Origin of the sequence: Robertmurraya sp. DFI.2.37, assembly GCF_029211245.1 — a bacterium.
Lineage (GTDB): Bacteria > Bacillota > Bacilli > Bacillales > Cytobacillaceae > Robertmurraya > Robertmurraya methanolica_A.
Genome location: NZ_JARGEJ010000532.1, coordinates 1 through 311, shown reverse-complemented (window position 1 = coordinate 311; position 311 = coordinate 1). Strand labels below are relative to the sequence as shown.

The following is a 311-nucleotide window of genomic DNA, read 5'->3' as shown; positions in this document are numbered from 1 at the left end:
ATTTGTTTCCCTTTTAGATACGAAACATTCGTTTCATCTACAAACAATTGGCCATCCGTTATATCATGCATACGATTAAAACAACGAATCAGCGTTGACTTTCCTGCACCAGATAAGCCAATAACCGCAACGAATTCACCTTGATCAATTTTTAAGTTGATGTTTTCTAATGCTTTTGTTCCATTTGGGTAAACCTTTTGAACATTAATAAACTCTATCATGGGTAATTCTCCATTCTTTGAAATGTCTCACATTCATCATAAACGTGAAAAAATGAGAACATCAGATTCAAGGATGTTCTCATTTTTTCA

The 311-nt window shown here is 33.4% G+C and carries 1 protein-coding gene; it reads right to left on the bottom strand.

The features are described from left to right. Nucleotides 1-221 (bottom strand): ATP-binding cassette domain-containing protein (locus tag PZE06_RS27585; RefSeq protein ID WP_275792333.1); only part of this gene is annotated, 221 nt, incomplete at its 3' end. Between the last annotated feature and the right edge of the window lie 90 nt (nucleotides 222-311).